A 26,402-nucleotide genomic window follows, 5' to 3' on the forward strand; every position below is an offset into this window, starting at 1 on the left:
GAAGTGATCGACGGGGCCCCGCGGGACCCCGTCGCGAGCGCGAGTTCGGTCGCGAATTCAGTCGGTTCGTCACGTCGCGCCCATATACAGACACCGGGATCGGCTCTACGACTGTTCCCGATGGAGATCCGCGGCGCGCCGATGGTCGGCGGCGACGACGGATCACCATCCGATACCGCGCGAAAGCCTCCATGATCGACACGCGTTCCGACGTTTCCTCGTTCCGGCGGCTCGGCCGGTTCGCCCCGGCGCTCGCCCTCGTCGCACTCGGCGCGACCCTCGCCTTCGCTCAGGCGCCCGCCGGCGACGGCAAGCCCGCGGCAGCCGGTGCGGATACGGCGAAACCGGCGGAAGCCGCGAAAGCGGCGGCTCCGGCCAAGCCGGCGCTGGCTCGTCCCCCGGCGCCGGTGACGGTGGCGCAGGTGGCGGTGAAGCCGATGCCGGCGGTGCTCGACGTGGTCGGCACCGCCCAGGCGATGGCCTCGGTGCCGCTCAAGACCCGGGTCGACAGCATGATCGACAAGGTGCTGGTGAAGGAGGGCGACCGGGTCCAGGCCGGCCAGGGCATCTTCCAACTCGACGATCGGGCGGTGAAGGCGCAGGTCGCCCAGGCGCGCGCCGTGCTCGCCCGCGACGAGGCGCAGCTCGCGCTGCTGCGCTCCGACCTCGAACGCACCGAACAGCTCGTCCAGACCAAGACCAAGTCGAACCGCGATCTCGAGAGCGCCAAGACGCTGGTGGCGGCGCAGATGGCGACGATCGAGGCGGATCGCGCGGCGTTGCAGAACCTCGAGGTGCAGGCGAGCTGGTACGTCATCTCGAGCCCGATCGCCGGCCGTGTCGGCTCGATCGCGCTCAAGGCCGGATCGGCGATCCGCGCCAACGACAGCTCGCTGCTGGCCACGGTGAACCAGCTCGATCCGATCTATGTCGCCTTCTCGGTGCCGCAGGCCTCGATCCCGGCGCTGCGCGCCGCCATGGCGGCCGGCGACGTCACCGTGGCGGTGCACCAGCCGAACGTCGATGGCGCGCCGCTTTCGGGCCGCATCGCCTACATCGAAAACATGCTCGACGCCGCCTCGGGAACCCTCGGGGTCAAAGCGGTGGTCGACAATCCGGCCGAACGGCTGTTGCCGGGTGAATTCGTCCAGGTGCGCGCCGTGCTGCGCACCGATCCGAACGCCCTGGTGGTGCCGGATCAGGCGATCCAGCTCGGCCAGAACGGCACCTTCGTCTACGTGGTCAAGGACGATGCCACGGTGGAGGCGCGGCGCGTCACCATCGACCGCACCGTCGACCGCGTGACGGTGATCGCCAAGGGGCTCGCCGCCGGCGAGAAGGTGGTGGTCGACGGACAGCTCCGGCTCTTCCCCGGCGCCAGCGTGGTGACGGGCAAGCCGGCCGAGAGCGGCGGCAAGCCGAACGAGGGTGGCGGCAAACCGCAGGCCGCGAAGTCGGGGACCTGAGCCCATGTCGTCGATGTCGTCGATCTCCGCGCCCTTCATCCGCCGGCCGGTCGCCACCATCCTGGTGATGGTCGCGTTCATCGCCGCCGGCCTCTTCAGCTACCGGCAACTGCCCGTGGCGGCGGTGCCGCGGGTCGACTATCCGACGATCTCGGTGACGGCCAAACTGCCGGGCGCCAGTCCGGAGACCATGGCGAGTTCGGTCGCCTCGGTGCTCGAGCGCCAGTTCTCCGGCATCGCCGGTCTGTCGTCGATGGCGTCGGTGTCGACCAACGGCTCCTCCAACGTGACCCTGCAATTCGACCTCGCCCGCGCCATCGACGGTGCGGCGCTCGACGTGCAGGCGGCGATCGGTGCGGCGCAACGTCAGTTGCCGGCCGAGATGAACGAACCGCCGAGCTTCCGGAAGGTCAATCCGGCGGATCAGCCGGTGCTGTTCGTGGCGCTGAAGTCGGAGGTGATGCGGCTCTCCGACGTCGACGACTTCGCCCAGACCAACATCGCGCAGCGCCTGTCGACGCTGCCGGGCGTCGCTCAGGTCAACGTCTACGGGGCGCAGAAATACGCCGTCCGCATCAAGGCCGATCTCGACGCGCTGGCGGCGCGCGGCCTGACCGTCGACGACCTCCGAACGGCGATCGCGGCGGCCAACACCAATTCGCCGGTCGGTTCGCTCACCGGCCCGTCGCGCAACGTGACGCTGCAGGCGACCGGGCCGATCGAGCGCGCGACCGGCTACATGCCGCTGATCGTCACCTATCAGAACGGCTCGCCGGTGCGCGTCCAGGACGTGGCACGAGCGATCGACAGCGTCGAGAACGACAAGGTCGCCGCCTGGCTCGACGGCACCCGCGCCATCATGCTGGCGATCCAGCGCCAGCCGGACGCCAACACCGTCGAAGTGGTCGACCGCATCCGGGCGACGCTTCCGACGATCACGGCCGACATGCCGCCGGCGATCGAGGTGCAGATCCTCAACGACCGGTCGGTGTCGATCCGGCATTCGATCGAGGACGTCGAGATCACGCTGCTGATCGCCATGGGGCTGGTCATCGGCGTCATCTACCTGTTCCTGAAGTCGGCGCGGGCGACGATCATCCCGGCACTGGCGCTGCCGGTGTCGCTCGTCGGCACCTTCGCCGGCATGTATCTCTTCGGCTTCAGCCTCGACAACATCTCGCTGCTCGCCCTCACCCTCGCCGTCGGCTTCGTCGTCGACGACGCCATCGTCATGCTCGAGAACATCGTGCGTCACGTCGAACTGGGCGAACCGCCGATGAAGGCCGCCTTTCTCGGCGCGAAGGAGGTCGGCTTCACCATCGTGTCGATGACCATCAGTCTCGTCGCGGTGTTCATCCCCGTGCTGTTCATGGGCGGCGTCGTCGGGCGCATGTTCTTCGAGTTCGGCGTCACCATCACCCTGGCGATCCTGATCTCCGGCGTGGTGTCGCTGACGCTGACGCCGATGCTGGCGTCGCGGATCATCGACGAGAACCATCTGCACAAGCGGCCGAACTTCGTCGTCCGCCTGTTCGACCTCCTCTTCTCGGCCCTGACACGCTTCTATTCGTGGACGCTCGATCTGGTGCTCAGGGCGAAGTGGCTCATGCTGCTGGTGCTGGCGGCGACCATCGCCTGGACCCTGGTGCTCTATCGCGACACGCCCAAGGGCTTCTTCCCGCAGGAAGACACCGGTATGCTCACGGTGTCGACGCAGGGCGCCGACGACACCTCCTTCGCGGCGATGGCGGAGCGCCAGAAGGAAGTGGCGGCGATCATCAAGACCGACCCGGACGTGGTCAACGTGATGTCGACGGTCGGCGCCGGTTCAGCGTCGGCCAACCAGTCGAACGGGCGCATGTTCATCACGCTGAAGCCGAAGAAGGAGCGCACCTCGTCGTCCGACGCGGTGATGCAGCGGCTGCGGCGCGCCACCGGGCGGGTGCCGGGCATCAACGTCTATTTCCAGAACGTCCAGAACATCAACATCGGCGCCACCTTCTCCCGCGCCCAGTGGCAGTACACGTTGCAGTCCTCCGACTTCGACGAATTGCGCACCTGGGCGCCGCGGCTGGAGGGGCGCATCCGTCAGGTGCCCGGCATCCTCGACGTCTCCTCGGATCTGCAGATCCGCGGCCGTCAGGCGGTCGTCGACATCGATCGCGACCGCGCCTCCAAGCTCGGGTTGACGGTCGATCAGGTGCGTTCGCGGCTCTATTCGGCCTACGGCACCCGCGTCGTCTCGACGATCTTCACCGACACGTCGAGCTATCCGGTGATCCTCGAAGCGGCCGACGGCTACACCTCGAGCCCGCAGCAGCTGCGCAAGTTGACGATCAAGACGCCGTCCGGCGCCTCGGTGCCGCTCGACGCCATCGCCACGGTGCGCGAGGCCCCCGCCCCCACCCTGGTCAACCACAAGGGCCAACTGCCGGCGGTGACGATCTCGTTCAACCTGCAACCGGGCTTCGCGCTGGGTCAGGCGGTCGACGCGATCAAGGGGATCGAAGGCGAGGTCGGCCTGCCGCAGACGGTCCTCACCGGCTTCTCCGGCACGGCGCAGATCTTCCAGGACGCGGTCGCCGGCCAGGGCCTTCTGGTCTTCGCGGCGATCCTGGTCATCTACATCGTGCTCGGCATCCTCTACGAGAGCTTCGTCCACCCGATCACCATCCTGTCGGGTCTGCCGTCGGCCGGTATCGGCGCGCTGCTGACGCTGCAGTTGTTCAAGCTCGATCTCTCGGTCATCGCCATGATCGGCGTGATCATGCTGATCGGCATCGTCAAGAAGAACGCCATCATGATCGTCGACTTCGCGGTGGAGCGACGCTCGAACGGTCTCTCGGCCTTCGAGGCGGTCCACGAAGCCTGTCTGCTGCGCTTCCGGCCGATCATGATGACCTCGCTCGCCGCCATCCTCGGCACCCTGCCGATCGCGCTCGGGGTCGGCGCCGGTGCCGAACTGCGCCAACCGCTCGGCCTCGCCGTGGTCGGCGGCCTGATCGTGTCGCAGATCCTCACCCTCTACATGACGCCGGTCGTCTATCTGCTGCTCGATCCGCTGACGCGGTCGCAGCGGCCGCACGAGGCGGCGGCGGAGGGCGTGATCGATGCCGCGCACGGCCACGCCGCCGAGTGATTCGGCACGAGCGGTCCCGCCGGGCTGCTTCTGCGAGTCTGCCGACCTTCGATGCAACCATCGATCGAATTACCGTGGGCCAGGTTGCGACCACCGGTGTGTCTTTCGAGCAACTCGGGATGAAATAGACGAGCCATCGCCCGTCCTCGCGGCAACGACGGATTCCGACGTCACGAGGGGGGATTCCTTCGCGAGTCCGACGTGCTACGATTCGAATCGCAACACCTTCCCAGGGGGATTACTCATGAAGACCGCTCGTATCGTCGTTCTCGCTCTCGTCGCCGCTGCCGGCCTCTCCGTCGCCGGCTGCGCCAAGGCTCCGGCTCCGGCTCCGGCCGTCGTCAAGGGCTGATCGCGACGCAGCAGGCCGCGCGTACCACTTCAGGGGGGCGCGCGGACGCGACGATCATCCATCGGATACGGCATCGGTGGCGACACCGGTGCCGTTTCTTTTTCGCCCACGCCGATGGCGCATCGGGAGGAGAAGAATTCGTGGAACGGGCGGGCAGAGATCGCTAGAATGGCGTCCTTCCCCCACGGCGACACGAGACCGACGATCGCATGAACCGCCACGAGACACCGCGCCGCAACGGCGAAGCCCAGGTCCGCTATCTCGACGGGGATTTCCAGATCCTCGCCAACGGCGCCTTCGTGGTGTGCGCGGTGACCGGTCTGCAGATCCCGCTCGACGAACTCAAATATTGGAGTGTCGAGCGCCAGGAGCCCTATGTCGACGCCAAGGCGTCGCTGCAGCGCCACCTCCAGCTCGGCTCGTCGCGCTGAGCCGGACGCACTCGCCGACCGTCACCCCGCTCACGATCGGGCGGCGCGGATCGACGTTCGATCCACCGTTTCCGTCACCGTAGCCGTGCGAGCAGCGCGGTGATCGCCGCCTCGTCGTCGAAGACGAGATCGACGGCGGCGACGTCGCTCGCCTCGACCAATCGCCGCAACGCCGCCGAGGTCGTTCCGGCGAGGCGAGCGGCGTCCTTCGCGGTGGTGACGAGGTCGCGACCTCCTTCGGCGGCGCGGGCGAGGAGAGCCGCCGCGTCGGTCTCGCCGAGATGCTGATGATCGCCGTAGGCGACGAGATCGACCGCCTCGGCGCCGGCGGCGGTGAGGGTCGCAGCGAGTTTCTCCGGCCGGCCGATACCGGCCCAGGCCAGGAGGCGGTGGCCGGCGAAGCGAGCGGGCTCACGCAGCACCAGCCGCGCCGAAGCGACCGGGAGACCTCGCCGACGCGCCTCGGCGAGGAGCGGCGCGAGGCTCGGCGCATCGGGTTCGCCGGCGTCGATCACAACAAGAGCCGAAGCGTGATCGAGTTGGATGTCGAGCGGCGCGCGCAAGGGACCGGCCGGCAGCACCCGGCCGTTGCCGATGCCGTAGCCGCGATCGACGACGACGATCGAGAGATCCTTGGCGAGGGTCGGGTTCTGGAAGCCGTCGTCGAGGATGACGAGATCGGCGCCGCAGCCGCCGAGAAGCGCCAGTGCGGCGGCGCGATCGCGGGCGACGATGGTCGGGGCGATCCGGGCGTGGAGCAGCGGCTCGTCGCCGACCTGCGTCGCGTCGTGGCGGGCGGGATCGACGACGAGCGGCCCGGCCAGGCGTCCGCCGAAGCCGCGGGTGACGACAGCGGGCGAGAACCCCACGCGACGGGCGAGGCCGACCAGCGCGGCCGTCGTCGGCGTCTTGCCGGCGCCGCCGGCGGTGAAGTTGCCGACGGCGATCACCGGCACCGGCGCACGGTGCTTCGCCGGTTCGCACATCCGTCGGGCGGCGACGGCGCCCCAGATCGCGGCGACGGGGCCGAGCAGCCGCGAGACGCCGCCCTCGCTTCGCCAGAAGTCCGGGGCGCGTCTCAGCCGGCTCATCACGAGCCCTCCGCCACGGGCGGGATCCACGGCGCCAGTGCGGCGAATGTGCGCTCGACGGCGCCGGTCGAGGCGTCGATCACGACGCGGGCGCGGTCGATGCAGCCGGCGAGCGTCGCCGGGTCGGCGTGGGCGTCGACGATCGCGGTGGCGAGGGCGTCGGCATCGGCGACGGCGCGGGCGCCGCAGGTCGCGTCGAGGACACGGTAGATGTCGGCGAAGTTGCGCACCTGGGGGCCGTGCAGGACGGCGACGCCGAGGCGGGCCGGTTCGATCGGGTTCTGCCCACCGCGCGGCACCAGCGAGCCGCCGACGAAGGCGACGGGGGCGAGGCGGTAGACGAGCCCCATCTCGCCGATGGTGTCGGCGAGATAGACGTCGGTTTCGGGGCCTGGGGTCTCGCCGAGGGAACGCGAGGCGACGGAGAGCCCGGCCGCGGCGAGAACCGCGCGCACCTCGTCGCCGCGGCGGGGATGACGCGGAGCCAACACGCAGAGGAGCCGTGGCACCGCGTCGCGCGCCTTCGGATGGGCGGCGGCGACGACGGCCTCCTCACCGGCATGGGTGGAGGCCGCGACCCAGGTCGGGCGGCCGTCGAAGGCGGCGGTGAGCCGGAAGAGTTCCGCTTCGTCGACGGCGAGCGGCGACCCGTCGAACTTGAGATTGCCGGACACCGTCACCTGCGGCGCACCCAGGCGGCGCAGACGCACCGCGTCGTCCTCCGACTGGGCGAGGACCAGGGCGAGGCGGCCGAAGAGCGCACGCGGCAGACCGTCGAGCGAGCCCCAGCGGCGAGCGGAGCGCTCCGAGATGCGGGCGTTGACCAGGACCTGAGGGGTGCCGCGCATGGCGAGGGCGAGAATGGTGGCGGGCCAGATCTCGCTCTCGACGAAGACGGCGAGGTCGGGGCGCCAATGATCGAGGAAGCGATCGACCCACGCGGCGACGTCGGCGGGGACGTATTGGTGGAACGCGCCGGCGGGCAGGCGCGCGGCGGCGACCTCGGCGGAGGTGACGGTGCCGGTGGTCACCAGCACCGATGCGCCGGTGGCGGCGAGACGCTCGACGAGGCCGAGCGCCGCCATGGTCTCGCCGACGCTCGCCGCATGGAGCCAGACCAATCGGCCGGCGGGGCGCGGCAGGCTCGCCCGGCCGCGGCGCTCGCCGCGACGGGCGGCGTCCTCCTTGCCGGCGCGCTCGCGGCGGCGCAGGGCGAGGGCGACCAGGGGAGCGGCGAGGCGGCCGGCGGCGCGGTAGGAGCGGAGTGCGAGATCGGCGAGGATCTCAGACATCCCGCCCCCCGACGATCTCGTAGGCGCGGGCGGTGACGCGGTTCAGTTCGTCCTCGACCGCCTTGCGCTTTTCTTCGAGCATCTCGGCGTCGGCGTCGTTCGGCACCTCGATCGGTTCGCCGATGACGATGGCGAAGCGGCCGAAGGGCAGATTGAAGGCGGCGCGATCCCAGGAGCGCACCATGCGCTTGCGATTGGTGGTGGCCGTGGCGAGAGGGACGATCGGCACGCCGGAACGGCGGGCGATCTGGACGATGCCCTCGCCGGCGACCTTGGCCGGGCCTTTGGGCAGGTCGGCGGTGAGGCAGACCACGGTGCCTTCGCGCAGCTCGCGCAGGGCCGCGACGAAGCCCGCGACGCCGCCGCGGCGACGCACCTCGTCGCCGGTCTTGCCGGCCGAGGCGCGGATGGCGCCGATGCCGAGCTTCTCGCAGACGATGACGTTCATCTCGCCGTCGCGGGAGCGCGAGATCATCGCCTTCACCGGCCAGCGGTCGTTCGGCTTGATGAACGGCAGCATGAAATGCTCGCCGTGCCAGGTGGTGACGATCAACGGGCGCGGCTCGCCGAGGCGATCGAAGAAATCGGCGGGTTCGACGACGGTCCGGCACGAGCGATGCACGAAGCGGAACCACCCGGCGAGGGCGGTTCCGGCGAAGGCGCGGAAGCGTTCGCTGCGGACCAGTTTCTTCAGCATTCCGTATTTCACTCCAGGCGCGAACGCGGGCGGCGGTTCGATCCTTCGGCCGGCCGCTCGGGTCGGCTGCCCGGTGATCCGGAGAGGCGGTCTCACCGGTTCGCGGTTCGGGGCGGGCATTCGGCGCGCGGGCGCGCTCCACGTCTCCCCGCCGGGTTCATAGCGCCTCGGCGGCTCGCCGTCACGCGCCGGCGATCGCGGCGATCGCGAAACTCGAACGAAAGGCCCGACCTCCCCCCGGAAATCGGGCCTCACGATGGTCCTGCGGCGGCGGCGGCGCTCATTCCTCCGGATGATCCGGGTCCATGAGGCGGTGCAGGTGGACGATGTAGTAACGCATGTGGGCGTTGTCGACGGTCGACTGTGCCTTCGCCTTCCAGGCGACGCGGGCGGATTCGTAGTTGGGGAAGACGCCGACGACGTCGACCTTGGAGAGGTCGCGGAATTCGTGACCGTGGAGGTCGACGAGTTCGCCACCGAGGACGAGATGGAGCAACTGCGGCTTGGGCGATGACGCGGTCATGTGGAAGGTTCCGATCCCGGGTTGATCACTGCGACGGGCCTCACGCTCCGTATCCCGCGGCGCCGATCAGACGACCCGGGCGAGCAGAGCACGCGCCGCGTCGAACAGTCCGGGCGCGGCGGCCACCAGTGCAGGATGGCGGGGAACGGCCCTGTTGTAGGCGAGGATCTCCCCGCTCGGGACGGAGAGCCTGCCGCCGGCTTCCTGCACCAAAAGGTCGGCGGCGGCAAGGTCCCAATCATGGGCATTGCCCGAACCGTAGGCGATGTCGAGCCGGCCGTCGGCGACGTGGGCGATCCGGAGCGCCAAGGACGGTACCACCTGTCGCGACGCGAAGCCCGCTTCCTTCATCACCGTGCGGTCGAGGAGCTTCGGCGGCCCCGAGACGCGGGCGCCGGCGAGGTCGGTGCGGTCGGAGGCGCCGACGAGTTCGCCGTTGCGGCGGACGCCACCGCCGGACGCCGCCTGCCAGAGCAGGCCGGTCGCCGGCTGCATCAGCGCCGCGACGATCGGCCGGCCGGCTTCGACAACGGCGAGCGACACGGTCCAGCCCTCGTCGCCGCCGACGAAGGCGCGGGTTCCGTCGATCGGGTCGACGACGAAGACGCGGATGCGATCGAGGCGCTCGGGGCCGTCGGCGGTCTCCTCCGAGAGCCAGCCGTAATCCGGCCGGGCGGCGGTGAGGCGCTCCTTCAGATGGCGATCGACGGCGAGGTCGGCCTCGCTCACCGGCGAACCGCCGTCCTTGTGCCAGACCTGCGGGTCGCGGCGGAACCACCGCATGGCGATCTCACCGGCTTCCTGTACGGCGAGCGTCAGCAGCGCCACGTCGTCGGCGAGCTCGCCGGCGAAGGTCGACCAGTGGCGGTCAACGTCCGGCAATGGTGAGGCCCTCGATCATCAGGCTCGGCGCGGCGATGGCGAAGCGATACTCGAGATCGTCGGCGGCGACGAGGCGGGCGTACATGTCCTTCAGGTTCCCGGCGACGGTGATCTCGCTCACCGCGTCGGTCAACTCGCCGTTCTCGATCCAGAAGCCGGAAGCGCCACGCGAATAGTCGCCGGTGATGCCGTTGACGCCGGAGCCGATCATGTCGGTGACGTAGAGACCCGACTTCACCGACTTCAGCATGTCGTCGCGGCTCACCATGCCGGCGAGCAGCGTGACGTTGGTCGAACCCGGAGAGGGCGACCCGGTGCCGCGCGAGGCGCGGCCGTTGGTGGCCAGCCCGAGTTCACGACCGGTGGCGCCGTCGAGCAGCCAGTGGTTCAACACGCCGTTCTCGATCAGTTTCATGACCGGACCGGCGACGCCCTCACCGTCGAAGGGACGCGAGGCGAGGCCGCGCGGACGATAGGGGTCGTCGACGATGGTGATGCCGGGGGCGAAGACCGGGGTGCCGAGACGATCCTTGAGGAAGGAGGTCTTGCGGGCGATCGCCGCGCCGTTGATGGCGCCGAGGAGATGGCCGACGAGGCCGGTGGCGGCGCGCGGCTCCCAGATCACCGGCGCGGTGACGGTCGCCACCTTGCGCGGGTTCAGGCGGCGGACGGCGCGCTCGCCGGCGCTGCGGCCGATCCATTCGGGGGTGTCGAGGTCGCCGGCGTGGATCTTGGAGGAGGCCTCCCAGTCGCGCTGCATGGCGGTGCCTTCGCCGGCCACCGCGGTGACCGACAGCGAATGACCGGAGCGCAGCCAGGCGCCGGAGAAGCCGTGCGACGTGGCGAGCACCATGCCGCCGAGCGACCAGGCGGCGTGCGCCCCGCCGGAGTTGGTGACGCCGGCGACGGCGCGGGCGGCGTCCTCGCAGGCGAGCGCCCGGGCGGTCAGCTCGGCGGCGGTCGGCGCGGTGGGATCGAGCAGGTCGAGGTCGGGGAAGGAGGTGGCGAAGAGCGCCGGATCGATCAGATCGGCCCACGGGTCCTCGGGTGCGACCCGGGCCATGGCGACGGCGCGGGTGGCGAGCTCGTCGGCATCGCCGAGCGCATTGGCCGAGACGGTGGCGAAGCGGCGGCCGACGAAGACGCGCAGGCCGAAATCGTCGCCCTCGGACCGCTCGCTGTCCTCGACCTCGCCGAGGCGCACACCGACCGACAGCGACACGCCGCGGATCGCCACCGCATCGGCGCGGTCGGCGCCGGCGCGTTTCGCCGCCTCGACGAGACGGTGGGCCTTCTTCTCGAGATCGGACTGGTCGAGCACGTCGAGCATGGCACCTCGCAAGGAATGGCGCCCGTCGGCGGGAGGGGCGCTCCTGTCCGATGTACGGTCCGCGAGCCCGCCGGGCAAGGGCGAGCGGTGCAGCGGCGGCCGTGCCCCTCCCCGTCGGAGCGGCGGCGGCCGAGCGGGGACGGCCGGTTCGGCGGCCGCGGCACCCGAATGATGAAGATTTCCTCTCCGCTCCGGTGAGACTCCGATAACCCTTTCCCCATCAACGAAAATTCAACCAGCTTTCTCAAGCCGGCTTTCATCGTCGGCGAGTCAAGATCCGTCCGAACAAGCGAGGTCTTCATCAGAAGAACAGAGGCCCGCAGGAGGCGAATTTGGGACGTCGAGCGACGAAGACGATGGAGACGGTCGAAGAGACCTTCCATCACGCGGTGGAGCCGGTCAGACTGGACCCGTTCTCCCTGCCGCACCGGTTCCGTTACGACACCGGCATCGATCCGCGCAGCGGCGAGCCGATGGGGCCGGCGGCGGTGTTCCTGGAAAAGCACATGGCGTCGATCTGTCGCCATCTGCCGTCGGGCATCCCGATGGCGATGCGGCTGCCGATGGCCGCCTTCGAAGGCGTGGCGGTGCGCATGGTGCCCGAGACGATCGGCGCCGACGGGGCCGGCGACGGCGACGGGATCGCCGTGGTCGAGCTGATGCACCGCGACCCGCAGCTGTCACTGCCGCTGACCATGGCGAGTGACCTCGCCGAGGTCGTGGCGGATTGGAAGGCCTGGGCGCGGGTCCTCGGACTGCCGATGCTGATCGTCGAGGTCGACGGATCGTGGCGCGAGATCGAGACCCGCATCGGTCAGGTGGTCGTCGGTCGGGCGCGGCCGCGCCGGGCGCGTTCGGTGATGAACGGCCGTCGGCCGCGGTTCCTCACCCGCCGCAAGACCGGCCGCATGCCGGCCGAGCCGGTGGTGATGGCGAAGAACGAATTGTTCGGGAGAGAGTGACGCGTCCATCGATGGGAAGATCCGGAGCCCGGTGCCGACACGCCGGGCTCTTCTCTTTCGTGCGCGCCGATCGAGCGGGTCAGCCGCGGCCGAGCATCAGCGGCAGCCAACGGCGGCGGCGCGGCGCCTCGAGGCTCGCCACCGGTTCGGCCATGTGCGCCTCGACGAGGCGGGCGATCCGGCGCTTCGCCTCCTCCTTGACGCTCTCGCTCTCGGTCAGGATGCGCTTGGCCTCGAGGAAGTCGAGGACGCGGATGTGGTTGACCGGCGGGCGGATCAGCACGTCGGGGGGATGGCGCTCGAAGCGGGCGGCGGCGAGTTGCTGCATCATCAGCTGGCTGGCGCCGAAGACCGCCTCGAGCGCACCGGGCAGCGCCTTGCCGTCGGCCGGCTCGGGATAGGAGACGACGTCGACGGCGATCAGCAGATCGACCTCGACCGGCAGTGCCCCGACCGGCACCGGCTCGACGATGCCGCCGTCGACCAGGACACGGCCGTCGATCGTCACCGGGCGGAACAGCGTCGGGATGGCCATCGAGGCGGCGACGGCGCGGCGCAGGTCACCGGAGGTGAGGAGCGCGGCGCGACCGCCGTAGAAGTCCGTGGCGACGACGGTGAGCGGGATGGCGAGATCTTCGTAGCGCGGCCGGATGGCGTCGCCGGCGAAAGTCGCCAGGATCTTCTCCGGATCGATCTGGCCGAGGCCGAAACCCGAAGTGAGGAGGTCGCCGAGCTTCTTCGGCCGCAGCGCCCACAGCTTGGCGAGCGCGGCGGCGCGATTGCCGAAGCTTTCGAGCGTCATGGCGCGCAGGTCCGCGCCCGTGTGACCCGCCGCCCGGCCGGCGCCGTAGACGGCGCCGATCGAGGTGCCGGCGATCGCCGTCGGCGTCAGCCCGAGGTCGTCGAGCGCCTCCATCACCGGCACATGGGTGATGCCGCGGGCGCCGCCACCGCCGAGCACCAATCCGATCCTGGGTTCGGACATCGCCTTCCGTCCTTCGCTGCACTTCCCTTCGGTGCCGAGGCCGAAGGTGCGGGCGCACCCGGCCTTCGACGACACGTGTTTTCTCATTTTCATCAGAGGCATGAGAAATTCGCGTGACGAATGGCCTCGGGCATTTCCGATGCTCTCCGGTATCACATGGGATCTCGCGACCGCGAAGGAAAGGGCTCCGGCCCGATCGTCAGAGGAAGGCCAGGAGTTTCGCCGCCGTCTCCTCCGGCGCTTCCTCGGGGAGGAAGTGTCCGGCGTCGACGCCGTCGCCGGTGAGTGGCGTTCCCTCGGCCATGAAGGGTCGCCAAGCCGCGAGCGGGCCGGCTGCGGGATCCGAGCCGGTCGGGCCGGCGGGAATGCCGGCGGTGCCCCACAGCACCAGGGTCGGCACGTCGATGCGGCGACCTCCGGCGAGATCGGCCTCGTCGAGGGCGCGATCGAAGGTCGCGCCGGCGCGATAGTCCTCGCAGGTGGCGGCGATGCGCTCGGGGACGGAGAAGAAGGCGCGATAGTGGGCCAGAGCCTTCCTGCCGAAGGGCGAGAGGTCTTTCGCCCTGGTCCAGCTCGCCAGCGTGTGTTCGAGCCATTCCTCCGGACCGCGGGCGATGAGCCGCTCGGGCATCGGCGCCGGCTGGGCGAGGAAGAGCCAGTGGTAGGTCTTCATGGCGAAGCCGGCGTCCATGCGGGCCCACATCGCCGAGGTCGGGACGATGTCGAGGAGGGCGAGTTTGGTCAGCCGTCCCGGATGATCGAGCGCCAAGCGGTAGCCGACACGGGCGCCGCGATCGTGACCGACGAGGGCGAAGCGGGCGTGGCCGAGATCCTCCATGAGGGCCACCACGTCGCGGGCCATGGTGCGCTTCGACATCTGGGTGTGGTCGGGCTCGACCTCGGGCACGCCCGACCAGCCGTAGCCGCGCAGGTCGGGCAGGACGATGCGAAAGCGTTCGGCGAGCTTCGGCGCGACCTTCGCCCACATGACGTGGGTCTCGGGGAAACCGTGCAGACAGACGAGCGGCGGGGCGTCTTCGCGCCCGCCGATGCGGCAGAAGATCTTCACTTCGCCGGTGTCGACGGTCTTGGCTTCGAAACCGGGAAAGAGATCGGCGAGATCCATGGAACGCCTCCGTTGGGACGGGCGGGAAAAAACGACGGTCGAAGGCTCAGGACGATCCGCGCGCCTTGGTGGCCGCTTCGACGGTCTCGTAGATGTGTGGCGCGAGGCCGCGTTCGGCCAGCGCGTCGCCGAGCTTCATCCTGAGGAAGCCGCTCGTCGTGTAACGGGCGACATCGGAATAGAAGCGCTCGACCAGACCTTGGACCATGGCGGTGTAGGGGTCGAGCAGTTCCGGCACGATGGTGAAGTTGTCGTAGTTGACCACCGCCCGCACCTTGCCGGCGAGCGGCCCCAGCTTCTCCTCGACGATGGCGCGAATGGCGTCGATGTCGGAGGCGTGGCGCAGGGCGTAGCGCTCGAGATTGACGAAGAAGACGCCGCGCGCCGGATCGAGGACGAAGCGCTGGGCGAGCGGCTGGCCGAGCAGGTCCTCGCGCAGGCCCATGGTCGGCTCTTCGAAGATGCGCGGGTTCATCGGGGCGGGATCGCGCGGGAGGAGCGGGCGGAAGGCCATGTGGGCGAGGATGTCGCGGTCGACGTCGATGCCCGGGGCCACTTCGACCAGTTCGAGACCGTCGGGGCGGAGCGCGAAGACGCAGCGCTCGGTGACGTAGAGGACCGACTTGCCGCGCGCCGCGGCGAGCGCACCGGAGAAGGTCTTGTGCTCGACCTCGCGGACGAATTTGCGGGTGTGGCCTTCCTTCGAGATCCGCAGCTTGCCGTCCTCCACCGCGACCTGGAGGCCGCCGGCGGTGAAGGTGCCGACGAAGACCACGCGCTTGGCGTTCTGCGAGATGTTGATGAAGCCGCCGGCGCCGGCGAGTTTCGGGCCGAACTTCGAGACGTTGAGATTGCCGTGGGCGTCGGCCTGGGCGAGGCCGAGGACGGCGACGTCGAGGCCGCCGCCGTCGTAGAAGTCGAACTGATAGGGCTGATCGATCACCGCTTGGGTGTTGATCGCCGCACCGAAGTTGAGACCGCTCGCCGGCACGCCGCCGATGACGCCGGGCTCGGCGGTCAGCGTGATCAGATCGATGATCTTCTCCTCCGCCGCCACCGCGGCGACGCCCTCGGGCATGCCGATACCGAGATTGACCACGGCGTTGGGCTTCAGTTCCAGCGCGGCGCGGCGGGCGATGATCTTGCGCTCGCTCATCGCCATCGCCGGGATCGAGCCGGCGCGCACCCGGATCTCGGCGGAGAAGGCCGGATCGTAGGGGGTGGCGAAGGTCTGCCAGTGGTTCTCGGGGCGGGCGACGACGACGCAGTCGACCATGACGCCGGGGATCTTCACCTGCCGCGGGTCGAGGCTGCCGCCCTCGGCGACACGCTCGACCTGGGCGATGACGATGCCGCCGGAATTCCTCACCGCCATGGCGATGGCCAATGCCTCGAGGGTCAGCGCCTCCTTCTCCATGGTGAGGTTGCCGTCACTGTCGCCGGTGGTGGCGCGTATGATGCCGACCTGGATCGGGAAGGCGCGATAGAAGAGATGATCGCCGCCGGCGATGTGGACGCGCTCGACGATGTCCTCGGTGGTGCGCGCGTTGAGCTTGCCGCCGCCGTTCACCGGATCGACGAAGGTGCCGAGGCCGACCGAGGTGAGATGGCCGGGGCGATGGGCGGCGATGTCGCGGAAGAGATGGCTGATGACTCCCTGGGGGAGGTTGTAGGCCTCGACCTTGTTGTCCACCGCCATCTTCTGCAGTTTCGGGACGAGCCCCCAGTGGCCGCCGACGATGCGCCTCACCATCCCGTCGTGGGCGAAGTGATTGAGGCCGCGATGCTTCCCGTCGCCCTGGCCGGCGGCGTAGACGAGAGTGAGATCGCGCGGCCCCTCGCCGGCGACGAAGCGCTCCTCCAGCGCCACGGCGATCTCCTCGGCGAAGCCGATGCCGACGAAGCCGCCGGTCGCCACCGTGTCGCCGTCGTGGATGAGCCGCACGGCCTCGGCCGCGGTGACGACCTTGCCCTTCTCAGCGGATCTCAGGAACGGCAGGGCCGGATGCTGCGGCATGGGTCTTCCTCACGATGGTTCGAGGGAAGAGACTGCCAGAGGAGGGCGAGAGGGGGAAGCGGGCGGGGCGAGTAGCCGTTCCGCGCACTCCCCTTCTCCCCTCGCGGGAGAAGGTGGCCCGCAGGGCCGGATGAGGGGGCGCCGCGAAGCGGCATCCGGGCGCGAGCCACGAACTCCGTAACGGAGGCGAGGTCCAGACCCCTCATCCGCCCTTCGGGCACCTTCTCCCGCAAGGGGAGAAGGGGGAGATCGTGGCAGCCTCCGTCCCTACCCGTGCCCTTCGTGCGTCGCGGCGAACCGTGGGCCCCGCGGGGCACCCGCGCTCACGCGTTCTCGCGCGCCACGGCGCGCCAGCCGATGTCGCGGCGGCAGAAGCCCTCGGGCCAGTCGAGGACGTCGACCGCGGCATAGGCGCGGGATTGCGCCTCGGCGACCGAGGCACCGCGGGCCGTGACGTTGAGCACGCGACCGCCGGCGGCGAGGATACGGTCGCCGGCGGCCCTGGTGCCGGCGTGATAGACCTTGACGCCCGCCATCGCCTCGGCGCGATCGATGCCGCGGATCTCGGAGCCCTTCTCGACGGCACCCGGGTAGCCCTTCGCCGCCATGACGACGGTGAGCGCCGTCTCGTCGCGCAGCGCGACGGTCTTCTCGGCCAGCGTCCCCTCGGCGCAGGCGAGGAGCAGGTCGAGCAGGTCGCTCTCCAGGCGCTCCACCATCACCTGGGTCTCGGGGTCGCCGAAACGGGTGTTGTATTCGATGAGCTCGGGACCCTTCGCGGTGATCATCAGGCCGGCGAAGAAGACGCCCTTGAACGGGCAGCCTTCCGCCTTCATCGCCGCCACCGTCGGGCGGATGATCTCGGCCATGACGCGCTCGGACATCTCGGGCGTCATCACCGGGGCGGGCGAATAGGCGCCCATACCGCCGGTGTTGGGGCCGGTGTCGCCGTCGCCGACGCGCTTGTGGTCCTGGGCCGAGGCGAAGGGCAGCGCGGTGTCGCCGTCGCACAGCGCGAAGAAGCTCGCCTCCTCGCCCTCCAGGAACGCTTCGATCACCACCTCGGCGCCGGCCGCGCCGAAAGCGCCGGAGAAGCAGTCGGAGACGGCGGCACGGGCCTCGTCCATGGTCGTGGCGACGGTGACGCCCTTGCCGGCGGCCAGCCCGTCGGCCTTGACGACGATCGGCGCGCCGACCTTTTCGAGATAGGCGAGCGCGGCGGACAGGTCGCCGAAGCGGCCGTAGGCGGCGGTCGGGATGCCGTACCTGGCGCAGATGTCCTTGGTGAAGCCCTTGGAGCCCTCGAGCCGGGCGGCGAGCTTCGACGGGCCGAAAGCGGCGATGCCGGCGGCCGCCAGATCGTCGACGATGCCGGCGACCAGCGGCACTTCCGGGCCGACGACGACGAAATCGATCGCCTCGGCCTTGCAGAAGGCGATCACCGCGGCGTGGTCGGCGGTGTCGAGGGCGACGCAAGTCGCGACGCGGGCGATACCGGGATTGCCGGGGGCGGCGAAGAGCTTCGTCAGGCTGGGCGAGCGGGCGAGCGCATGGGCGAGCGCATCCTCGCGGCCACCCGAACCGATCAGCAGCACCTTCATCGCATGTCTCCCCGGATCACCGCGCTTTCGGCCCGCGATCTAGCAGCCGGGGGGAGAAGCGTCGAGTCCGGATGAGGGGACGACCTCGCAGCTCGCGTCGGCGCCGATCATCCGCACACACACCCGGACGCCACGTCCTTCGCTCAACTCGGACGGCATACGACTCGGCGCGATCCGTCGATACGCCCACGACCGTCATCCCCGGCGAGCGGAGCGAGGGAAGGGGATCCATCGGCCCATCCGCAGGTCGAACCGCCGCTGGATCCCCTTCCCCTCCGCTTCGCGTCCCACCGGGGATGACGGCCTCGTGTTCGTTCGATCGCCGGTGCGGTTCGAAGGTGGAGCCTCCGCCCTTGACGCCGGCCGCCGATCGGGGCACCCCCAATGGCAGCCCGGAGATCCCGCCGATGACCACCGCCCCCTCCCCGTCACCCGGTCCGACCGACGCCGGCATCGTCTCGGATGCGGTTCGGGGCCATTGGGCCGACACGCTGCTGCCGAAGTGGCTGCGGCCCTATTCGCGTCTGGCGCGGTGGGAGCGGCCGATCGGCTGGTGGTTGCTGCTGTGGCCGTGCTGGTGGTCGGCGGCGCTGGCGGCCGATCATGCCGGGCGGCCGTGGCCGAACCCGTGGCATCTCGTGCTGTTCCTGATCGGCGCGGTCGCCATGCGCGGCGCGGGCTGCACCTGGAACGACCTCGTCGATCGCGACATCGACGAGAAGGTCGCCCGCACCCGGTCGCGACCGATCCCCTCGGGGCAGGTCACGGTGCGACAGGCGCGGATCTTCCTCGGAGTGCAGGCGCTGGTCGGTCTCCTGGTCCTCCTGCAGTTCGATCGGTTCACCATCCTGGTCGGCTTCGCCTCGCTCATCGTCGTGGCGATCTATCCGTTCATGAAGCGGATCACCGACTGGCCGCAGTTCTTTCTCGGCCTCGCCTTCTCCTGGGGCGCGTTCATGGGCTGGGCGGCGGCGCTCGGCCGGCTCGATGTCGCGCCCTTCGTGCTCTACGTCGCCTGCATCCTGTGGACGATCGGCTACGACACGATCTACGCGCACCAGGACAAGGAGGACGACGAGATCGTCGGCGTGCGCTCGACGGCACGGCTCTTCGCTCACCACACCAAGGCGTGGCTCACCGGCCTCTACGGCGCGACGGTGATCCTTCTCGGCGTTGCGCTCACCCTCGCCGGGGTCGGCCCCTTCGCCTGGGCCGGGCTCGCCGCCTTCGCCGCCCACCTCGTCTGGCAGATCTTCCGCCTCGACATCGACGACCCGGACGTCTGCCTGATGCTGTTCCGCGCCAACCGCTGGACCGGATGGATCTTCTTCGCCGGACTGGTGGCGGACGCGGCGCGGCATCTGATGTGAGAGGGCGAGGCCACCGGTGTCGTTCGCCTGCAGCTCGTCGCACGGGCCCGACCCATCCGGCGGCTTCTCACCGCCTCACCTTGAAGAACTCCTTCAGCATCTCGCTCGCCTCGCGCTCGGCGAGGCCGGAATAGACCTCGGGCACATGGTGGCAGGAGGGCGAGGAGAAGAAGCGCACGCCGTTCTCGACCGCACCGCCCTTGGGGTCCTGTGCTGCGTAGTAGAGGCGGCGGATGCGGGCGAAGGAGATCGCTCCGGCACACATCGGACAGGGCTCGAGCGTCACCCACAGATCACAGTCGGTGAGGCGCTCGGACCCGAGTTCGCGGCCGGCCTCGCGCAGGGCGACGATTTCGGCATGCGCCGTCGGATCGTGGTCGGCGACGACGCGATTGCGGCCGGTGGCGACCACCACGCCTTCGTGGACGACCACGGCGCCGACCGGCACCTCGCCGTCCTCGGCCGCGGCGGCGGCTTCGCGCAGGGCGCGATCCATGTGCGACTCGTAATGCGTCTCGGCCATGTCGTCTCCGCGGCTCGGGGAGCGCCCGCGAGAATAGACCCCGTCCGCGCCCCCACCAAGAGGCGGCGGAGCCCCGAAGAGCGCCGCCGCCGGGAACCCCGCCGTCCCGACGCCGGCCACGGGCGGGAAAGGCGCGAGAAATCCGCGGTTCGCCGCTTACATTTCCCGAGGCTTTGCTCTAGATGGGCGCCATGACCAAGACCCCGAAGGACGAGACCGCGCGCGAAAGCGACGCGAAGGGCGGCGAGCAGGAACGCATCGCCAAGGTGCTGGCGCGCGCGGGCCTGTGCTCGCGCCGCGAGGCGGAAGAATGGGTGGCGGCCGGCCGCGTCGCGGTCGACGGGGTGGTGCTGACCACGCCGGCGGTGACCGTCGGCCCGGCGAACCGCGTCACCGTCGACGGCAAGCCGCTGCCGACGCGCGAACGCACGCGACTGTGGCTGTTCCACAAGCCGCGCGGCCTCGTCACCACCACCTCCGATCCGGAGGGTCGGCCGACCGTCTTCTCGGTGCTGCCCGACGACATGCCGCGGGTGATCACCGTCGGCCGTCTCGACATCAACACCGAGGGGCTGTTGCTGCTGACCAACGACGGCGGCCTCGCCCGCGTGCTCGAGCTGCCGTCGACCGGCTGGCTCCGGCGCTACCGGGTGCGCGCCTATGGCGAGGTCGATCAGGCGGCGCTCGACGAACTGAAGAACGGCATCTCGATCGACGGCGTCGACTACGGGCCGATCGAGGCGATGATCGACCGGGTGCAGGGCTCCAACATCTGGCTGGTGCTGGGCCTGCGCGAAGGCAAGAACCGCGAAGTGAAGCGCGTGCTCGCCACTCTCGGGCTCACCGTCAACCGACTGATCCGCATCTCCTTCGGGCCGTTCCAGCTCGCCGACCTGGAGGAAGGCGAGATCCGCGAGATCCGCGGCCGGGTGCTGCGCGACCAGCTCGGCAAGCGACTGGTGACGGAATCGGGCGCCGACTTCGACGCGCCGCTGGTTCATCACATCCACGGCGAGGGCGACGGCGACGAGGCCCCGAAGCGTCGCATCAAGGGCTTCACCCCGGCGGGCGAGGAGGCCGATCGCCCGAAGCGCGGCGGCCGCGACGACAAGGGCCGCGGACGCGAGCGGACCAAGATGGAATTCGTCGGCACCGGCGAGCGCCGCCGCGACGAACGCGGCGAGCGGGACGAGGCCGGCAAGGGACGCGGCGGGCGGTTCTCCGAGGACCGTCGCGGCGACGACCGCGGCGATCGGCCGTTCCGGTCGGAAGGGTTCCGCGGACGGCCGGGCGGCGCGCCGAAAAGCGCCGGCTTCCGCGATCGGCCGCAGGGCGAAGGCCGCGGCGAGAGTGGCGAACGTCGCTATCGTTCGGAAGGGTTCCGCGACGGTGGCAATCGTTCGGCCGGCTTCCGCGACCGCAGCGAGGATCTGCGGCCGCGGTCGGAAGGGTTCCGTGGACGGCCGGGCGACGACCGTCCGCGCGGTGAAGGCTACCGCGATCGCGGCGAAGGCGGCGGCCGGAGCGAGGGGGGGCGCGGCCGGCCGCAGCGCGACGAGCGCCCGCGCGGCGAAGGTCGCGGCAAACCCGGCGGGTTCGGCGATCGGCCGCGCGGCGAGCGCGGCTTCCGCTCGGAAGGCTACCGTGACGGCGGCCATCGCTCGGAAGGGTATCGCGATCGCGGCCCGGGTGGCGAAGGGCGTCCGCGCTCGGAAGGCTTCCGCGATCGTCCCCAGGGCGAGGGAGCGGGCCGCACCGCCGGCTTCCGCGATCGGCCCGAAGGCGCGTCGAAGAGCAAGGGGTTCAAGCCCCGTCCGGAGGGCTCGAGCTTCGGCCCGCGTGGGCCGCGTGGCATGAACCCGGGCGGCAAGAAGGGCGGCCGCGACGGTGAGGCCGGCGGCTTCGCGCCGAAGTCGGGCGGGCGTCCCGGTCCCGACGGACCGAAGGGCCGCGGCGGCAAGGGGCCGGGACCGAAAGGGCCGCGCGGCAGCGGCAAGGGGCCGCGCGGGGGCCGTTCGTGAGGATCGTCGGCGGACGGTTCCGGGGCACGCATCTCCAGGGACCGAAGTCCCAGGCGATCCGACCGACCTCGGACCGGCTGCGCGAGAGCCTGTTCAACATCCTCGCCCACGGCCTCGGCGATCCGGTCGACGGCGCCCGCGTCCTCGACCTGTTCTCCGGCACCGGGGCGCTCGGCCTCGAGGCGCTGTCGCGCGGCGCCCGCTTCTGCCTCTTCGTCGAGGAGGCGGCGGAGGCCCGCGGTCTGATCCACACCAACATCGAAGCGACCCATACGACCGGCGTCACCAAGCTGTGGCGGCGCGACGCGACGAAGCTCGGGCGCTGCGCGCCGATGGAGCCCTTCGACATCGCCTTCCTCGATCCGCCCTACGGCAAGGGGCTGGCCGACGCGGCGCTCGCCGCCCTGCTGGCCGGCGGCTGGCTGAAGCCGCCGGCGATCGTGGTGGTCGAGGAGAGCGCCGCGGCGGAGGTCTCGATCCCCGCCGGCTTCGAGACCATCGACGCCCGCGCGCAGGGCGAGACGCAGCTGATCTTTTTACGCCACGTAATCCTCGGCTGAAATTTCGCCGAAGGGTCGCCGACGCATGAATTCGGCGGCCGTTTTCTGTCCTGTCGTAAGGTCATGGCCGGCCCGCGCTCGAAAGAGACCGTCGTCTTCTCGACGAGTACCGCCGATTTAATTCCCGTTTAACGCTCCTCCGCCAAGATCTCCCCGGGTCGATGAAAAAGATCGCCGGTGTGGCGACGGTCGGGGAACGGGGACGAGACATGCGTATTTCGGTCAAGGCGTCGTTGATCGCCGTCGTCGGCGTGCTCGTGGTGTTTCTGGGCGTGCAGAGCGGCCTGGGGGTGCTGCAGCTGCGCACGATCCAGCAGGGCGCCACGGACGTGACCACCAACGCGATGCCGTCGCTCAGGCGGATCGCCGACATCAAACAGGCGGTCACCGAACATCGCCTCCAGGTGGCGAGCCTGGTGATCGACGAGGACCCGACCGCCAGCCAGGCGATCGACGAGCGAATCAACATCAACGCCAAGAAGCTCGACGCGCTGTTCCGCTCCTATGAGGAAAGCGGTCTCGACGCGGAAGAACAGGCGCTGTGGACCGAGTTCGAGCAGCGCTGGGCCGAAGACGGCAAGGCGTTGAACGAGGCGCTGTCGCTGAAGCGCCTCACCGACCGTTCGGGCGCGGCGAGCGCACTCGCCCGATCGGTTCCCGATTTCGACAAGACCCTCCAGCTACTCGATCGCTCGATCGGCGTGCAGACGCGGCATGCCGACGAGGAGAGTGGCCACATCGACGGGGCCTATCGCTCGAGCCTCTTCGTGTCTCTGGTGCTGGCGGCGGTCGGCCTCGTCATAGGTCTCGGCGCCGGCGCGTTCGTCGTCTTCGGCGTCTCCGGCCCCTTGCGCGGTCTGACCACGGCGATGCAGGCGATCGCCGGCGGGCGTCTCGATGCGAACATCCCCTCGGTCGGCCGCGCCAACGAGATCGGCGACATGGCACGCACCCTGGTCGTCTTCCGCGACGGCCTCGCCGAGGCGGAGCGGCTGCGCAGCGAACAGTCGGAGAAGGACCGGGCAGTCGGCGAGCGTATGGCCAAGGAGCGCCGCGAGATCGCCGATCGTTTCATGGCCACCATGGGAACGCTGGCGCGCGGCTTCGTGAAGTCCTCCGGCGATGTGGCCGGCGCGGCGAGCGACCTGTCGGCGACGGCGGAGGAGACCTCGCGTCAGGCCGGTTCGGTCGCCGACGCGGCGAGCGACGCGGCGACCAACGTGCAGACGGTGGCCACCTCGAGCGAGGAACTGGCGGCGTCGGTGCGCGAGATCACCGGCCGCGTCGGCCAGTCGACCGAAGTGGCCCAGGCGGCGGCCGAGGAAGCGGCCAACACCGAAGCGAACATCCGGCTGCTGTCGCAAGCGGCGGAGAAGATCGGCGACGTCGTCGAGCTGATCAAGGACATCGCCGGGCAGACCAATCTCCTGGCGCTCAACGCCACCATCGAAGCGGCGCGCGCCGGCGAGGCCGGCAAGGGCTTCGCGGTGGTCGCCTCCGAGGTCAAGCAGCTCGCCGCGCAGACCGCCAAGGCGACCGACGAGATCGCGCTGAAGATCGGCGAGATCCAGTCGGCGACCGCCGAGACGGTCGGCTCGATCTCGCGCATCGTCGGCACCATCGGCTCGATCCGCGAGGTCACCTCGTCGATCGCCGGCGCGGTGACCCAGCAGGGCGCCGCGGCCCAGGAGATCTCGCAGAACACCCATCGCGCCGCGCAGGGTGCGGCGCAGGTCACCGACACCATCGCCGGCGTCGGCCGGGCGGCGGAGACGACGGGTGCCGCGGCGAACCGGCTGATGGGCCTCTCCGCCGACCTCTCCAGCCAAGCCGACGAGCTCACCCGGCAGGTCGAAAGCTTCGTGGCGACGCTGCGCGCCGCCTGATCGAGATTTCGGCGGACCGCTTCGCGACGCCGGCTCCAGCTCCCCGCGTGACCGTCGATCACAGCTCCGACGACACGCCCTCGGCCCGGACATCGCGTTCCCCACGCGGTGTCCGGGCCGATCTCTTTTCGGGGTGTGCCTTCACGCCGTCGCGGAGTGCCGCGTCGTCGAGGCTCACTTGCGGCCGAAGAGCCGCTCGATGTCGGCGAGTTTCAGCTCGACCCAGGTCGGGCGGCCGTGGTTGCACTGACCCGAGGCGGGGGTCGCCTCCATCTCGCGCAACAGAGCGTCCATCTCCTCCGGCCTGAGGCGGCGGCCGGAGCGCACCGAGCCGTGGCAGGCCATGGTGGCGAGCACCTCGTCGACGTGGCGGCCGACGCGGTCGGAGGCGTCCCATTCGGCGAGATCGTCGGCGAGATCGCGCACCAGGCCGGCGACGTCGCCGGCGCCGAGGATCGCCGGCACCTCGCGCACCGCCACGGCGCCGCCGCCGAAGCTCTCGAGCGTGAGGCCGACCTTCTCGAAGTCGTCGGCGCGGGCGAGCAGGCGGGCGACATCCTCCTCCGGCAATTCCACCACTTCGGGAATCAGCAACATCTGGCGGGCGACCCCGGTCTCGGCCATCTGGCGCTTGAGCTTCTCGTAGGTGAGGCGCTCGTGGGCGGCGTGGGCGTCGACGATGACGAGGCCGTCGCGGGTCTGGGCGACGATGTAGTTGGCGTGGATCTGGGCGCGCGCCGCCCCGAGCGGGCGCGCCTCGGCCGTCTCGTCGAGGGGCGCGACATGGGCGCGAGCGTCGGCGGAGGGCACGATCACCGCATCGAAGGGCGACGGCGCGGTCTCGGCGAGGCCGGGCGCCGGAGAACCGCCCGGGCGCTCGGGGGCGACGCGCCAGTCGAAGGGCGTCGTCGGCCGACGCTCGTCGCCGCGCCACAGCGGGCCGGCAGGGGGCGTCCACCCGGCGCGCGGCGCGGCGCCGACCGTCGCGTCGAAGCCGGAGCGCAGGGCGGCGAGGGTCGCCGCGCCACCGGTCGAGGTGGCGCGATGGCCGGCGGCGGCGAGTTGCTGGCGCACCGCACCGACCAGGAGGCCGCGCACCAGCGCAGAATCGCGGAAACGCACGTCGGCTTTGGTCGGGTGGACGTTGACGTCGACCTCGCGCGGGTCGAGGGCCACGTCGAGGACGACGACGGCGTGGCGATCCGACGACATGACGTCGGCATAGGCGCCGCGGATCGCCCCGAACAGCATCTTGTCGCGCACCGGGCGGCCGTTGACCGTCAGGTACTGATGCACCGAGGAGGCGCGGTGGTAGGTCGGCAGGCCGACCCAACCGGTCAGCCGCACGCCCTCGCGCTCGGCGTCGACGGCGAGCGCGTTGTCGACGAAGTCGTCGCCGACGATCGCGGCGATGCGGGTGAGGTCGGCCCCCTCGCCGCGGCCGGCCGGCCAGTCGAGGGTCGAACGGTCGGAGCCGGCGAGCGAGAAGCGCACGTCGGGACGCGACAATGCCAGACGCTTGACCACTTCGGTGATGGCGGCGGTCTCGGCGCGGTCGGATTTGAGGAACTTCAGGCGGGCCGGCGTGGCGAAGAAGAGGTCGCGCACCTCGACGCGGGTGCCGCGGGTGATCGGGGCCGGGCGTGGCTCGCCGACGAGGCCGCCGTCGAGGGCGATCTCCCAGCCGTGCTCGTCGCTCGCGTGGCGCGAGGCGATCGACAGACGGGCCACCGCGCCGATCGAGGGCAGCGCCTCGCCGCGGAAGCCGAGGTTCTCGATCAGGAAGATGTCGTCGTCGGAGAGCTTCGAGGTGCAGTGGCGCTGCACGGCCAGCGCCAGATCCTCGCGCACCATGCCGATACCGTCGTCGGTGACGCGGATCAGCGTCTTGCCGCCGCCGGCGGTGACCACGTCGATGCGGGTGGCGCCGGCGTCGAGGGCGTTCTCGACCAGTTCCTTGACCACACTCGCCGGCCGTTCGATCACCTCGCCGGCGGCGATGCGGTCGACGGTGGTGTCCGACAGGCGATGCACGATCATGGAGCGGGAACCCTCGAAAGGCGGCGATCTTCTCGGATTCGCACGAACGCGTCACCTGTTTCGGCAGGATGTGACTGGAATTCGAGTTCACTCATGTTGCGACGCAGC

At 70.3% G+C, this 26,402-nt stretch carries 20 protein-coding genes; 8 read left to right on the forward strand and 12 right to left on the reverse strand.

What is annotated here, in order from left to right:
* Positions 1-191: 191 nt before the first annotated feature.
* The 3 genes from V7Q42_RS02215 to V7Q42_RS02225 all read left to right on the forward strand — a co-directional run bounded on the left by V7Q42_RS02215 (position 192) and on the right by V7Q42_RS02225 (position 5,388).
* Positions 192-1,466 carry an efflux RND transporter periplasmic adaptor subunit gene (locus tag V7Q42_RS02215; RefSeq protein ID WP_333822129.1) on the forward strand — a complete coding sequence of 425 codons (1,275 nt, stop codon included), beginning with the start codon at positions 192-194 and terminating at the stop codon, positions 1,464-1,466.
* A gap of 4 nt (positions 1,467-1,470) precedes the next feature.
* Complete coding sequence (locus tag V7Q42_RS02220) at positions 1,471-4,605, forward strand: efflux RND transporter permease subunit (RefSeq protein ID WP_333822130.1); 3,135 nt, start codon at positions 1,471-1,473, stop codon at positions 4,603-4,605.
* Between the two features lie 561 nt (positions 4,606-5,166).
* Positions 5,167-5,388, forward strand: a complete 222-nt coding sequence (locus V7Q42_RS02225) for a DUF2093 domain-containing protein (protein WP_333822134.1) — start codon at positions 5,167-5,169, stop codon at positions 5,386-5,388.
* Positions 5,389-5,462: 74 nt separating this feature from the next.
* Here the strand turns inward: V7Q42_RS02225 and lpxK are convergent, their stop codons facing one another.
* From lpxK to V7Q42_RS02255, 6 genes are all read right to left on the reverse strand, one after another.
* Positions 5,463-6,479: a tetraacyldisaccharide 4'-kinase gene (gene lpxK / locus V7Q42_RS02230; protein ID WP_333822137.1), complete on the reverse strand. Its 1,017-nt coding sequence runs from the start codon at positions 6,477-6,479 to the stop codon at positions 5,463-5,465.
* Positions 6,479-7,771 carry a 3-deoxy-D-manno-octulosonic acid transferase gene (locus V7Q42_RS02235; protein WP_333822139.1) on the reverse strand — a complete coding sequence of 431 codons (1,293 nt, stop codon included), beginning with the start codon at positions 7,769-7,771 and terminating at the stop codon, positions 6,479-6,481. Before V7Q42_RS02235 ends, lpxK begins: the two co-directional genes overlap by 1 nt.
* Positions 7,764-8,468, reverse strand: coding sequence for a lysophospholipid acyltransferase family protein (locus tag V7Q42_RS02240; protein WP_333822141.1), 705 nt, complete (start codon positions 8,466-8,468; stop codon positions 7,764-7,766). Before V7Q42_RS02240 ends, V7Q42_RS02235 begins: the two co-directional genes overlap by 8 nt.
* 280 nt (positions 8,469-8,748) lie before the next feature.
* Positions 8,749-8,991 (reverse strand): DUF4170 domain-containing protein, encoded by a 243-nt coding sequence (locus V7Q42_RS02245; RefSeq protein ID WP_333822143.1) that lies wholly within the window; start codon positions 8,989-8,991, stop codon positions 8,749-8,751.
* A 66-nt stretch (positions 8,992-9,057) separates the two neighbouring features.
* Positions 9,058-9,873 carry a 3'(2'),5'-bisphosphate nucleotidase CysQ gene (locus V7Q42_RS02250; protein WP_333822145.1) on the reverse strand — a complete coding sequence of 272 codons (816 nt, stop codon included), beginning with the start codon at positions 9,871-9,873 and terminating at the stop codon, positions 9,058-9,060.
* On the reverse strand, positions 9,860-11,203 hold the full coding sequence (locus tag V7Q42_RS02255) for a TldD/PmbA family protein (RefSeq protein ID WP_333822146.1): 1,344 nt from the start codon (positions 11,201-11,203) through the stop codon (positions 9,860-9,862). Before V7Q42_RS02255 ends, V7Q42_RS02250 begins: the two co-directional genes overlap by 14 nt.
* 356 nt (positions 11,204-11,559) lie before the next feature.
* On the opposite strand from V7Q42_RS02255, the gene V7Q42_RS02260 reads away from it, so the two are divergent.
* Positions 11,560-12,165, forward strand: coding sequence for a DUF6101 family protein (locus tag V7Q42_RS02260; protein WP_333822147.1), 606 nt, complete (start codon positions 11,560-11,562; stop codon positions 12,163-12,165).
* Positions 12,166-12,244: 79 nt separating this feature from the next.
* On the opposite strand, the gene V7Q42_RS02265 is transcribed toward V7Q42_RS02260, so the two are convergent.
* The 4 genes from V7Q42_RS02265 to purD all read right to left on the reverse strand — a co-directional run bounded on the left by V7Q42_RS02265 (position 12,245) and on the right by purD (position 17,894).
* Positions 12,245-13,150, reverse strand: coding sequence for a patatin-like phospholipase family protein (locus V7Q42_RS02265; RefSeq protein ID WP_333822149.1), 906 nt, complete (start codon positions 13,148-13,150; stop codon positions 12,245-12,247).
* 199 nt (positions 13,151-13,349) lie between these two features.
* Complete coding sequence (locus V7Q42_RS02270; RefSeq protein ID WP_333822151.1) at positions 13,350-14,276, reverse strand: alpha/beta fold hydrolase; 927 nt, start codon at positions 14,274-14,276, stop codon at positions 13,350-13,352.
* 46 nt (positions 14,277-14,322) lie between these two features.
* Positions 14,323-16,293 carry an acyl CoA:acetate/3-ketoacid CoA transferase gene (locus V7Q42_RS02275; RefSeq protein WP_333822152.1) on the reverse strand — a complete coding sequence of 657 codons (1,971 nt, stop codon included), beginning with the start codon at positions 16,291-16,293 and terminating at the stop codon, positions 14,323-14,325.
* A gap of 323 nt (positions 16,294-16,616) precedes the next feature.
* Positions 16,617-17,894 carry a phosphoribosylamine--glycine ligase gene (purD, locus tag V7Q42_RS02280; protein ID WP_333822154.1) on the reverse strand — a complete coding sequence of 426 codons (1,278 nt, stop codon included), beginning with the start codon at positions 17,892-17,894 and terminating at the stop codon, positions 16,617-16,619.
* Positions 17,895-18,301: 407 nt separating this feature from the next.
* Between purD and ubiA the strand changes: the two genes are divergently transcribed.
* Positions 18,302-19,264, forward strand: a complete 963-nt coding sequence (ubiA, locus tag V7Q42_RS02285; RefSeq protein WP_333822157.1) for a 4-hydroxybenzoate octaprenyltransferase — start codon at positions 18,302-18,304, stop codon at positions 19,262-19,264.
* Between the two features lie 67 nt (positions 19,265-19,331).
* Here the strand turns inward: ubiA and V7Q42_RS02290 are convergent, their stop codons facing one another.
* Positions 19,332-19,760: a nucleoside deaminase gene (locus V7Q42_RS02290; protein WP_333822215.1), complete on the reverse strand. Its 429-nt coding sequence runs from the start codon at positions 19,758-19,760 to the stop codon at positions 19,332-19,334.
* A 218-nt stretch (positions 19,761-19,978) separates the two neighbouring features.
* Between V7Q42_RS02290 and V7Q42_RS02295 the strand changes: the two genes are divergently transcribed.
* The 3 genes from V7Q42_RS02295 to V7Q42_RS02305 all read left to right on the forward strand — a co-directional run bounded on the left by V7Q42_RS02295 (position 19,979) and on the right by V7Q42_RS02305 (position 24,254).
* Positions 19,979-21,808, forward strand: a complete 1,830-nt coding sequence (locus tag V7Q42_RS02295; RefSeq protein ID WP_333822159.1) for a pseudouridine synthase — start codon at positions 19,979-19,981, stop codon at positions 21,806-21,808.
* On the forward strand, positions 21,805-22,368 hold the full coding sequence (gene rsmD / locus V7Q42_RS02300) for a 16S rRNA (guanine(966)-N(2))-methyltransferase RsmD (RefSeq protein WP_333822161.1): 564 nt from the start codon (positions 21,805-21,807) through the stop codon (positions 22,366-22,368). Before V7Q42_RS02295 ends, rsmD begins: the two co-directional genes overlap by 4 nt.
* A 209-nt stretch (positions 22,369-22,577) precedes the next feature.
* Entirely contained in the window at positions 22,578-24,254 is a 1,677-nt protein-coding gene (locus V7Q42_RS02305) for a methyl-accepting chemotaxis protein (protein ID WP_333822162.1), read from the forward strand.
* 174 nt (positions 24,255-24,428) lie between these two features.
* Here the strand turns inward: V7Q42_RS02305 and mutL are convergent, their stop codons facing one another.
* Positions 24,429-26,294 carry a DNA mismatch repair endonuclease MutL gene (gene mutL / locus V7Q42_RS02310; protein WP_333822164.1) on the reverse strand — a complete coding sequence of 622 codons (1,866 nt, stop codon included), beginning with the start codon at positions 26,292-26,294 and terminating at the stop codon, positions 24,429-24,431.
* Positions 26,295-26,402 lie beyond the last annotated feature (108 nt).

This window comes from Pinisolibacter sp. (assembly GCF_036782435.1).
GTDB lineage: Bacteria > Pseudomonadota > Alphaproteobacteria > Rhizobiales > Ancalomicrobiaceae > CALBKH01.

Excerpts from the sequence above, each read along its gene's own strand:
- V7Q42_RS02215 (WP_333822129.1), top strand. The coding sequence starts at position 192 with ATGATCGACACGCGTTCCGACGTTTCCTCGTTCCGGCGGCTCGGCCGG.
- V7Q42_RS02220 (WP_333822130.1), top strand. The coding sequence starts at position 1,471 with ATGTCGTCGATGTCGTCGATCTCCGCGCCCTTCATCCGCCGGCCGGTC.
- V7Q42_RS02225 (WP_333822134.1), top strand. The coding sequence starts at position 5,167 with ATGAACCGCCACGAGACACCGCGCCGCAACGGCGAAGCCCAGGTCCGC.
- lpxK (WP_333822137.1), bottom strand. The coding sequence starts at position 6,479 with ATGAGCCGGCTGAGACGCGCCCCGGACTTCTGGCGAAGCGAGGGCGGC.
- V7Q42_RS02235 (WP_333822139.1), bottom strand. The coding sequence starts at position 7,771 with ATGTCTGAGATCCTCGCCGATCTCGCACTCCGCTCCTACCGCGCCGCC.
- V7Q42_RS02240 (WP_333822141.1), bottom strand. The coding sequence starts at position 8,468 with ATGCTGAAGAAACTGGTCCGCAGCGAACGCTTCCGCGCCTTCGCCGGA.
- V7Q42_RS02245 (WP_333822143.1), bottom strand. The coding sequence starts at position 8,991 with ATGACCGCGTCATCGCCCAAGCCGCAGTTGCTCCATCTCGTCCTCGGT.
- V7Q42_RS02255 (WP_333822146.1), bottom strand. The coding sequence starts at position 11,203 with ATGCTCGACGTGCTCGACCAGTCCGATCTCGAGAAGAAGGCCCACCGT.
- V7Q42_RS02260 (WP_333822147.1), top strand. The coding sequence starts at position 11,560 with ATGGAGACGGTCGAAGAGACCTTCCATCACGCGGTGGAGCCGGTCAGA.
- V7Q42_RS02265 (WP_333822149.1), bottom strand. The coding sequence starts at position 13,150 with ATGTCCGAACCCAGGATCGGATTGGTGCTCGGCGGTGGCGGCGCCCGC.
- V7Q42_RS02270 (WP_333822151.1), bottom strand. The coding sequence starts at position 14,276 with ATGGATCTCGCCGATCTCTTTCCCGGTTTCGAAGCCAAGACCGTCGAC.
- V7Q42_RS02275 (WP_333822152.1), bottom strand. The coding sequence starts at position 16,293 with ATGCCGCAGCATCCGGCCCTGCCGTTCCTGAGATCCGCTGAGAAGGGC.
- purD (WP_333822154.1), bottom strand. The coding sequence starts at position 17,894 with ATGAAGGTGCTGCTGATCGGTTCGGGTGGCCGCGAGGATGCGCTCGCC.
- ubiA (WP_333822157.1), top strand. The coding sequence starts at position 18,302 with ATGACCACCGCCCCCTCCCCGTCACCCGGTCCGACCGACGCCGGCATC.
- V7Q42_RS02290 (WP_333822215.1), bottom strand. The coding sequence starts at position 19,760 with ATGGATCGCGCCCTGCGCGAAGCCGCCGCCGCGGCCGAGGACGGCGAG.
- V7Q42_RS02295 (WP_333822159.1), top strand. The coding sequence starts at position 19,979 with ATGACCAAGACCCCGAAGGACGAGACCGCGCGCGAAAGCGACGCGAAG.
- V7Q42_RS02305 (WP_333822162.1), top strand. The coding sequence starts at position 22,578 with ATGCGTATTTCGGTCAAGGCGTCGTTGATCGCCGTCGTCGGCGTGCTC.
- mutL (WP_333822164.1), bottom strand. The coding sequence starts at position 26,294 with ATGATCGTGCATCGCCTGTCGGACACCACCGTCGACCGCATCGCCGCC.